The following is a 7,288-nucleotide window of genomic DNA, read 5'->3' as shown; positions in this document are numbered from 1 at the left end:
CTCCCCCACCCGACCTCCCAATCAGGGTATTCTATGGGAGGTCGGGTGGGGGAGCGGGCCGGCACCGTCTCAGCGAAGCTGAAAACGAGTCTAACTATTGCCGCCCGCGCGCGGTGGCGCTACAGGCATCCGCCGCACAGGGGTGTAGCTCAGCTGGTTAGAGCGTCGGTCTCCAAAACCGAAGGCCCTCGGTTCGAATCCGAGCTCCCCTGCCACTCTTCCTCTTCGACCGGATAGTCCCGCTCGCGTTCGATCGCGGCGAGAATCCGGATAGTGGCATGGTCGAGTTCCATGGAGCCTCTCTGATCTGGTACGTTGGGCGCCGAACGCAGGTGGAACCGTCGCGATCCCTCGGAAAATGGTTAATCGCGACGAACGGTCGATTGCGGCGACGCCCTGATCCTCGATCTAGCGCGAACGCTTGCCTTCCGATCGGTGCAGCGCTATTTCCGCCTCAATCCGAAATCGGGATTGATTGTCGTCCGTGCCCCTTGAGGGACCGGGCGGCGGTCCTATGTCCCCAAACTCGGCAACGATTACATAGGTTCAGGCACGTGGCGAAAACGTCCCCCATGGAATTCATCCGGCAGGTCCAGGCCGAGACGCGCAAGGTCGTATGGCCGACGCGTCGTGAGACGGTCATGACCGGGGTGATGGTGATGATCATGACGGTCATCCTGGCGGTGTTCTTCTTCGCCATCGACAAGGTGTTCGACACGGGCGTCGAGTACCTGCTGAGCCTCGCGAAATAAGGTTTCCCATGGCACGCTGGTACATCATCCACGCTTATTCGGGCTTTGAGGGCAAGGTTCGCGACGCGATCCTGTCGGAAGCAAACCGCATGGGTCTCGAGCAACTGGTCGAACAGATCGAGGTTCCGACCGAGACGATCACCGAGGCGCGCCGCGGCAAGAAGATCCAGGTCGAGCGCAAATTTATGCCCGGCTATGTGCTGGCCAAGCTCGCGATGAACGACGACGTCTATCACCTGGTCAAGAACACGCCCAAGGTGACCGGCTTCCTCGGCCCCAACGGCAAGCCCCAGGCGATCAGCGACGCCGAAGCCGCGCGCATGCTCAACAGCAAGGAAGAGGCTGCCGCCTCCGCCCCGCGCCAGCAGGTCAAGGTCGATTACGAGATCGGCGATTCGGTCAAGGTGCTCGACGGCCCGTTCGCGTCGTTCAACGGCATCGTCGAGGAGCTCGATTTCGACAAGTCGAAGGTCAAGGTCTCGGTGTCGATCTTCGGGCGTGCGACGCCGGTCGAGCTGGATTTCGAGCAGGTCGAGCGCAGCAAGTAAGGCGTAGCCTTACGCAGCGACCGCACGTGAATTAGCGGCGCTAATTCACGAGACGGCGTTCGACCGGCCGGCGGGTCGGCGGAGCCGAACCCGACCGACGACGCGGGATTTACTCCCGCGTCGGGCTCCCGAAGTGGATTTGTTTCCCGGTTTCCCCGCACCCCCAGCATCCGACGCGGAAGTGAATTCCGCGTCGTCGGACCTCGCTTCGCGAGGCCGGCCGGACGGGCGCCGTCTCAGGATTAGCTCACGCTAATCCTGTGCGGCTGCGACGCTGTTGCTTCCCGGCCCACTTTCCGCTATCGGCCCGCCCTTCCTAAGCTACAGCTGTGGAATTGCGGGAGGGTTCGCGTCGCGCGCCCGTCTGACCGCTAAACTTGACCTGGGCGGCGGGTTCACCCCCATCGCCCACTACAGAGTGAGTAAAATGGCAAAGAAGATCACAGGCTATATCAAGCTACAGGTGCCCGCGGGTGCTGCCAATCCGTCGCCGCCGATCGGCCCGGCGCTGGGTCAGCGCGGCGTCAACATCATGGAATTCTGCAAGGCGTTCAACGCCGCGACCGGCGACCTCGAGAAGAGCACGCCGATCCCGACGATCATCACCGTCTATGCCGACCGGTCGTTCTCGTTCGAGACCAAGACCCCGCCGGCGACGTTCCTGATCAAGAAGGCCGCGAACCTCAAGTCGGGCTCGAAGGAGCCGGGCAAGGTCTCCGCGGGCAAGATCAAGCGCTCCGAGCTGTCGAAGATCGCCGAAGTGAAGATGAAGGACCTGAACGCCAACGATATCGACGCGGCGACCCGCATCATCGAAGGCTCCGCCCGCGCGATGGGCCTCGAAGTGGTGGAGGGCTGAACCGATGACTTTCGTGAGCAAGAAGAACAAGGCGATCACGATCGACCGCGAGAAGCTGCACGGCGTTGACGAGGCGATCGGTCTCGCCAAGGCCAATGCGACCAGCAAGTTCGACGAGACGATTGAAGTCGCGATCAACCTGGGCGTTGATCCGCGCCACGCCGACCAGATGGTCCGCGGCGTCGTGACCCTGCCCAAGGGCACCGGCAAGGACGTCCGCGTCGGCGTGTTCGCCAAGGGCGCCAAGGCCGACGAAGCGAAGGCCGCTGGTGCCGACGTGGTCGGTGCCGAGGACCTGATGGAAATCGTACAGGGCGGCACGATCGATTTCGATCGCTGCATCGCGACCCCGGACATGATGGGTATCGTCGGTCGCCTGGGTAAGGTGCTGGGTCCCAAGGGCCTGATGCCGAACCCGAAGCTGGGCACCGTGACGATGGACGTCGCCGCGGCGGTCAAGGCGGCCAAGGGCGGCCAGGTCGAATATCGCGTCGAAAAGGCCGGCATCATCCATTCGGGCATCGGCAAGGCGTCGTTCCCGGCCGCCGACCTGCGCGCGAATTTCGACGCGCTGGTCGACGCGATCGTCAAGGCCAAGCCGTCGGGCGCCAAGGGCAAGTACGTCCGCAAGCTGGCGGTCAGCTCGACGATGGGCCCGGGCATCAAGATCGACGTAGCCGAGGTTGCGGGCGCGTAAGCGATCGACTGAAGCTTAAACGAGTGGATGGGGCTGGGAGAGCGATCTCCCGGCCCCTTTCGTTTCGTGTTTAGACCATTTCCCGAAGCGTTGGTCCGAGGATCGTTATTGGGTGGTTAGCTGCCCTCGGCGAGTTTCTGTTGCAGAGCGCGGAGCTCGTCGATCGCAGTAGCGATAAGCGTTTCCTTTTCGGACTGTCTCCACGCGGGGGAGCAATCCCACAACACCTTGGCAACATCATCGCGCACCTGAAAAAATCGTTCAGACTGCGCCATTTCCTTGACCAAGCTGTCGACAGGCTCGCCAAACTCCGAAGAGCCGTAGTGCAGTATATCCGTGAGCGGGTGATCGCCCGCCTTCCCGTTCGGCATTCGTTGCTCCTGTTGTTGAGCTACGCTTAGGGGGCAGCATGCGATGTCCGCAACTGGGTCGTTAGCGGTCATCACGCCTCTCCCCTTCGTTTTACCGTATCGGCAGATTTCCCCGCTAACCCAGCACCGATGCGGGACTTCATCACCCTGGCCGCGCCGGCGCTGATGCTCGGGCTGCTCTATTGCGTGTACCGTGCGGTCACGCTGTTCACCGCCTGGCGGCCGGCGGCGGCGGCGGTGTGGGCGACCGACTATAGCGATGCCGAGCGACGTGACGACTTCTGGGGCTTCGGTACCCCGCGCGGCTGGCGGCTCACCGACGCGACCATCGGCGTCTGATCGAAGAGACGGTCCATTACGTCGACGAGCATGGCGATCGGCATTCTGCCGAGGTCAAACGCTATGTCCGCGCGGGCTGGCGACCGGCGGGAGCGCATACGATCTGGTACGACACCGCCAATCCCGACAACGCCACCGCGTTCGGCCCGGGCTACTGGCTGTTGATCGCGTTCGCCCTCGCGGCCGGGCTGGTGACGTTGATCGACGCCGCGATCCGCATCCGAGGCTGAGCTCACACTCCCCTCCCGCTCGCGGGAGGGGCCGGGGGAGGGCTTGTCACGGCACACGGAGATAGGCACGCCCTCCCCTAACCCCTCCCGCAGGCGGGAGGGGGATTATCAGCCCGCCTCATTCCCGATTTACGAACTGCCAAAACCGGCCGAAAGAGGCGCCGTTCGCGAGCAGGAGTCGAGCCGTGGAAGTCGAAGTCAGCGCCGAAGCGAAGGACAAGAGGCTCAACCGCGCGGTCGCGCTCACGGTGGTGATCCTGTCGATCTTCACTGGCCTCTGCAACATCAAGGACGGCAACCTCGTCCAGACCATGCAGCAAGCCAAGGCGGACTCGGTCGATAGCTGGAACGAATATCAGGCGACCCGCACCAAACTGCACATATCGGAGACCGCGCGGAGCGAGATCGCCGTGCTGGCGACCACGCCCGCGACCAGCGAAGCGTCGAAGGCGACGCTCGCCCGGCTCGACGCGGACATCGCCAAATATCGCACCGAAACGCCCAAGCTGAAGGCCCAGGCCCAGGCGCAAGCCGACAATTACGACGCGCTCAACGTGCATGACGATCAATTCGACGCGAGCGAGGCGGCGATCTCGACCGCGATCGCGATGGCCGCGGTCGCGGCGCTCGCGGAAAGCCCGATGCTGCTGTTCGGATCATGGTTCTTCGGCGCGTTCGGAATCTTCATGGGCATTTGCGGTTTCGCCAAGTTCGGGTTCCACCCCGACGTCCTCAGTAACTTCCTGGGTTGAGGCGCCGCCGACCAGCTTATTTGGGCAGCGTGTCGAGCCAGCGGATGATCTCGCTCTCGAGCCGGATTCGCGCGTCGGACCAGCTGTGATCGGTCGCGACATGGACCGCCGCGACCTTGTCCCCACCCTGCCTGCGGATTGATGCGCCCAGCGCTTCGGCGGGACCGCGCAGCCCGTCGTCGGATGTCAGCAACAGCAACGGCAGTCGCTTGAGACCCGGGGCCGCGTTGATGAAATCATAGGCATCGCTCCTGGCGATCGCTTCGTCGGCTTCGCTCGAGCTAGTTGTTGTGAGCGTCTCCAGCCCGGCGCCCTCGAGCCGCTTGATCGCCGCATCGCGCGGCAGCTTTCCGATCAAGCCGACATCGGCCGCCGATATCGCCGCCGCGCCGATCAGCCCCTTGTCGTGCGCCGCCGTCATCAGCGTGACCCAGCCCCCCAGGCTATGGCCGATCAACACCATCCGCTTGGTGTCGCTGCCGAGTGCCGCGACCGACGCGGGCGTGCGCAGATAGGCCAGCACCGCGTCGGCGTCGGCCAGATCGTTGGCGAAGCTATATTGGCCGGGACTGCCCCATGACCCGCGATAGTTGAACGTGACCACGGTCCAGCCCGCTCGCCGCAATGCCTGTGCCAGGTCCAGATTCTTCTCATTGCCGGGCAAGCCATGACACAGCACCACGACGGGATGCGGCCCTGCGCCCGCGGGGACATAGGCGACACCATTGATCGCCACGCCGCTGCTCGGGATGTGCAACACGTCCATCCGCGCGGGGTGCTTCGGGTCGGGCGCGGGATCGGTGTAGATCGCCGGGGGAACCGACTGTCCGGACAATGCGGTAGCAGGTGCGGCGAGCGCGACCAATCCGATGACGATCCGCCTCAACATCATGCGCTTTCCCCCGCCAGCTATCTTGGTCTTGCCTGATAGCGCCTTCGCGCGCGATAGTCTCGGCGAGAGGTGCGGCGTGCAATGAGTGATCGGCTGGCAAACGTCACCGCCCTGCCCGACCGCGCGGTACCAACGCGTGTCGGCAATCTGGTGTTCGAGACCAAGGCCGCATTGCTGCGCCTGCGCCGTGCAGGCGCCGATCTCACGCTCGACGCCCCAAAACGTCATCGCCGAGGCGAGACACTGACGGCCGCTCCCGTGCTCGCGACGATCCGCTCGCCGCTCTGGACCACGCGCGGGGGTGCCAAGGACCGCGCGCTCAACGCCGGCAAGATCCAGAATTTGCGCGCGGCGATTTCGGGGCTCGACGGGATCGAGGTCGGCGCGGGTGAAGTGCTCAGCTTCTGGCGCCAGGTCGGCAAACCGCTGCGCCGCCGCGGCTTCGTCGAAGGACGCGAGCTGCGCGAAGGCTGCATGATCGCGACCGTCGGCGGTGGCCTCTGCCAATTGTCCAACGCGCTCCACGAAGCGGTGCTCGACGCCGGGCTGGACGTGGTCGAGCGCCATGCCCACACGCGCGTGGTTCCCGGATCGCGCGCCGAAGTGGGGCGCGACGCCACGGTATTCTGGAATTACCTCGATTTCCGCATCCGTTCGCCGCGGCCGTTCCGCATCGAGGCGCGGCTGAGCGCCGACGAGCTCGAACTGACGATCCGTGGCGACATCCCCGGCGCTTCCGTACCCACTCCCGATGTCCTGACCGGTGCGATCGCGCACGATTGCCTGACCTGCGGCCAGACGACTTGCCATCGCCACGATCCCGACGACATCGATACCAGCACGCCCACCGCTTGGCTGGTCGATGGCGCGAGCCCCGAATTCGCCGCGTTGCTGCGCGACCGAGCCGGGCCGGACGACCTGCTGATGCTGCCGTCGCGCCGGGTTGGCAAAGCCGCGGCGGGCTGGCCCGTCATCGCGCGCGAATATAGCGCCGACCTCGCCGCGCTGCGCCGCTCGCTTGCCTTGCGTGGCATGGGACCGGGCACGCCGCGAGCGCGCGTGCTGCTCGACGCCGATGCGCGGCTGGCGGCCGCCTATGCGCGCAAGCTCGGCGCGACGCACACGCATCTCGTCATCGCGCAGGCGCTGCTGCCGCATCTCTGGCGGGTGGGGGCGTTACGGGGTCGCAGCTTCGAGGTGTTGCTCGACCGCTTGCCGATCGACGCGATGCATCGCGTGCTGGACGCCGCGCGCGATCTTTATCCCGATAGCGCGACGCTCGGCGATTTCCGCGCGCCGGAGGCGATCGCCGCGGCAGAGCGTGCGGCGCTGGGCGAAGCGGTTCGGCTGATCACGCCACATCGCGCGATTGCCGCCCGTTTTCCGTCGGCACGCGTCGACCTGATCGACTGGCAGGCAGCGACGCCCCTGCCCGTTACGCGCGGCGGCCGTACTTTCCTGTTCGCGGGCCCTGCCCTCGCGCGCAAAGGTGCGCATGCGATGCGCGAGGCAATGGAGCAACTCGACATCGCGTTGTTGATCGAGCGCCCAGGCGAAGAGCAACCGGATTTCTGGGGCGATCGCGACGTTCGCCTGGCCCAGGGAGTGCCGGGCGAACTCGCCGGCGTGATCCTGCCCGCGATCGTCGAGCATCGCCCTGCGACCTTGCTCCGCGCGCTTGCCGCTGACTTGCCGGTGATCGCCACCGAAGCATGCGGCCTGCCGCCGCAACCGGGCCTGACGCTGATCGAACCCTGCGACGCAACCGGCTTGCGCGACGCGATCCGGCGACTGCTTTCCTAAGCTTGGCTCATCGTCTCCTTGCCTCATCATGGAGGCCAGCCCTAG

9 protein-coding genes and 1 tRNA gene are annotated in these 7,288 nt (G+C 65.2%); 8 read left to right on the top strand and 2 right to left on the bottom strand.

The window, feature by feature from the left end; all coding sequences use genetic code 11:
* Window positions 1–138 precede the first annotated feature (138 nt).
* The 5 genes from AC1DQQ_RS16400 to rplA all read left to right on the top strand — a co-directional run bounded on the left by AC1DQQ_RS16400 (window position 139) and on the right by rplA (window position 2,856).
* Window positions 139–215 (top strand) — tRNA-Trp (locus AC1DQQ_RS16400).
* A gap of 339 nt (window positions 216–554) precedes the next feature.
* Complete coding sequence (gene secE, locus AC1DQQ_RS16395) at window positions 555–752, top strand: preprotein translocase subunit SecE (protein ID WP_066822705.1); 198 nt, start codon at window positions 555–557, stop codon at window positions 750–752.
* Between the two features lie 8 nt (window positions 753–760).
* The gene (nusG, locus tag AC1DQQ_RS16390) at window positions 761–1,300 is read left to right on the top strand and encodes a transcription termination/antitermination protein NusG (protein ID WP_066810584.1); all 540 of its coding nucleotides are present in this window, start codon (window positions 761–763) and stop codon (window positions 1,298–1,300) included.
* Window positions 1,301–1,727: 427 nt separating this feature from the next.
* A complete protein-coding gene (gene rplK / locus AC1DQQ_RS16385; protein WP_066810582.1) occupies window positions 1,728–2,159 on the top strand; it encodes a 50S ribosomal protein L11 in 432 nt (143 codons plus the stop codon).
* A 4-nt stretch (window positions 2,160–2,163) separates the two neighbouring features.
* Entirely contained in the window at window positions 2,164–2,856 is a 693-nt protein-coding gene (gene rplA, locus AC1DQQ_RS16380; RefSeq protein ID WP_478032589.1) for a 50S ribosomal protein L1, read from the top strand.
* 116 nt (window positions 2,857–2,972) lie between these two features.
* On the opposite strand, the gene AC1DQQ_RS16375 is transcribed toward rplA, so the two are convergent.
* Window positions 2,973–3,227, bottom strand: coding sequence for a hypothetical protein (locus tag AC1DQQ_RS16375; protein WP_478043137.1), 255 nt, complete (start codon window positions 3,225–3,227; stop codon window positions 2,973–2,975).
* A gap of 129 nt (window positions 3,228–3,356) precedes the next feature.
* Here AC1DQQ_RS16375 and AC1DQQ_RS16370 point away from each other — a divergent pair, with 129 nt between their 5' ends.
* On the top strand, window positions 3,357–3,566 hold the full coding sequence (locus AC1DQQ_RS16370; RefSeq protein ID WP_478045824.1) for a hypothetical protein: 210 nt from the start codon (window positions 3,357–3,359) through the stop codon (window positions 3,564–3,566).
* A gap of 415 nt (window positions 3,567–3,981) precedes the next feature.
* Window positions 3,982–4,548, top strand: a complete 567-nt coding sequence (locus AC1DQQ_RS16365) for a DUF4337 domain-containing protein (protein WP_478032586.1) — start codon at window positions 3,982–3,984, stop codon at window positions 4,546–4,548.
* Between the two features lie 16 nt (window positions 4,549–4,564).
* Here AC1DQQ_RS16365 and AC1DQQ_RS16360 read toward each other — a convergent pair whose 3' ends face one another.
* Entirely contained in the window at window positions 4,565–5,440 is an 876-nt protein-coding gene (locus AC1DQQ_RS16360; RefSeq protein ID WP_478032585.1) for an alpha/beta hydrolase family protein, read from the bottom strand.
* 81 nt (window positions 5,441–5,521) lie between these two features.
* Here AC1DQQ_RS16360 and AC1DQQ_RS16355 point away from each other — a divergent pair, with 81 nt between their 5' ends.
* Entirely contained in the window at window positions 5,522–7,243 is a 1,722-nt protein-coding gene (locus AC1DQQ_RS16355; protein WP_478032584.1) for a VanW family protein, read from the top strand.
* Window positions 7,244–7,288 lie beyond the last annotated feature (45 nt).

The sequence above is a fragment of the Sphingomonas sp. P4_G3 genome, assembly GCF_056401105.1.
The sequence above is the reverse complement of the archived record's forward strand: the minus strand, read 5'-3'. Positions and strand labels throughout refer to the sequence as shown.

Excerpts from the sequence above, each read along its gene's own strand:
- nusG (WP_066810584.1), top strand. The coding sequence starts at position 761 with ATGGCACGCTGGTACATCATCCACGCTTATTCGGGCTTTGAGGGCAAG.
- rplK (WP_066810582.1), top strand. The coding sequence starts at position 1,728 with ATGGCAAAGAAGATCACAGGCTATATCAAGCTACAGGTGCCCGCGGGT.
- rplA (WP_478032589.1), top strand. The coding sequence starts at position 2,164 with ATGACTTTCGTGAGCAAGAAGAACAAGGCGATCACGATCGACCGCGAG.
- AC1DQQ_RS16375 (WP_478043137.1), bottom strand. The coding sequence starts at position 3,227 with ATGCCGAACGGGAAGGCGGGCGATCACCCGCTCACGGATATACTGCAC.
- AC1DQQ_RS16370 (WP_478045824.1), top strand. The coding sequence starts at position 3,357 with ATGCGGGACTTCATCACCCTGGCCGCGCCGGCGCTGATGCTCGGGCTG.
- AC1DQQ_RS16360 (WP_478032585.1), bottom strand. The coding sequence starts at position 5,440 with ATGATGTTGAGGCGGATCGTCATCGGATTGGTCGCGCTCGCCGCACCT.
- AC1DQQ_RS16355 (WP_478032584.1), top strand. The coding sequence starts at position 5,522 with ATGAGTGATCGGCTGGCAAACGTCACCGCCCTGCCCGACCGCGCGGTA.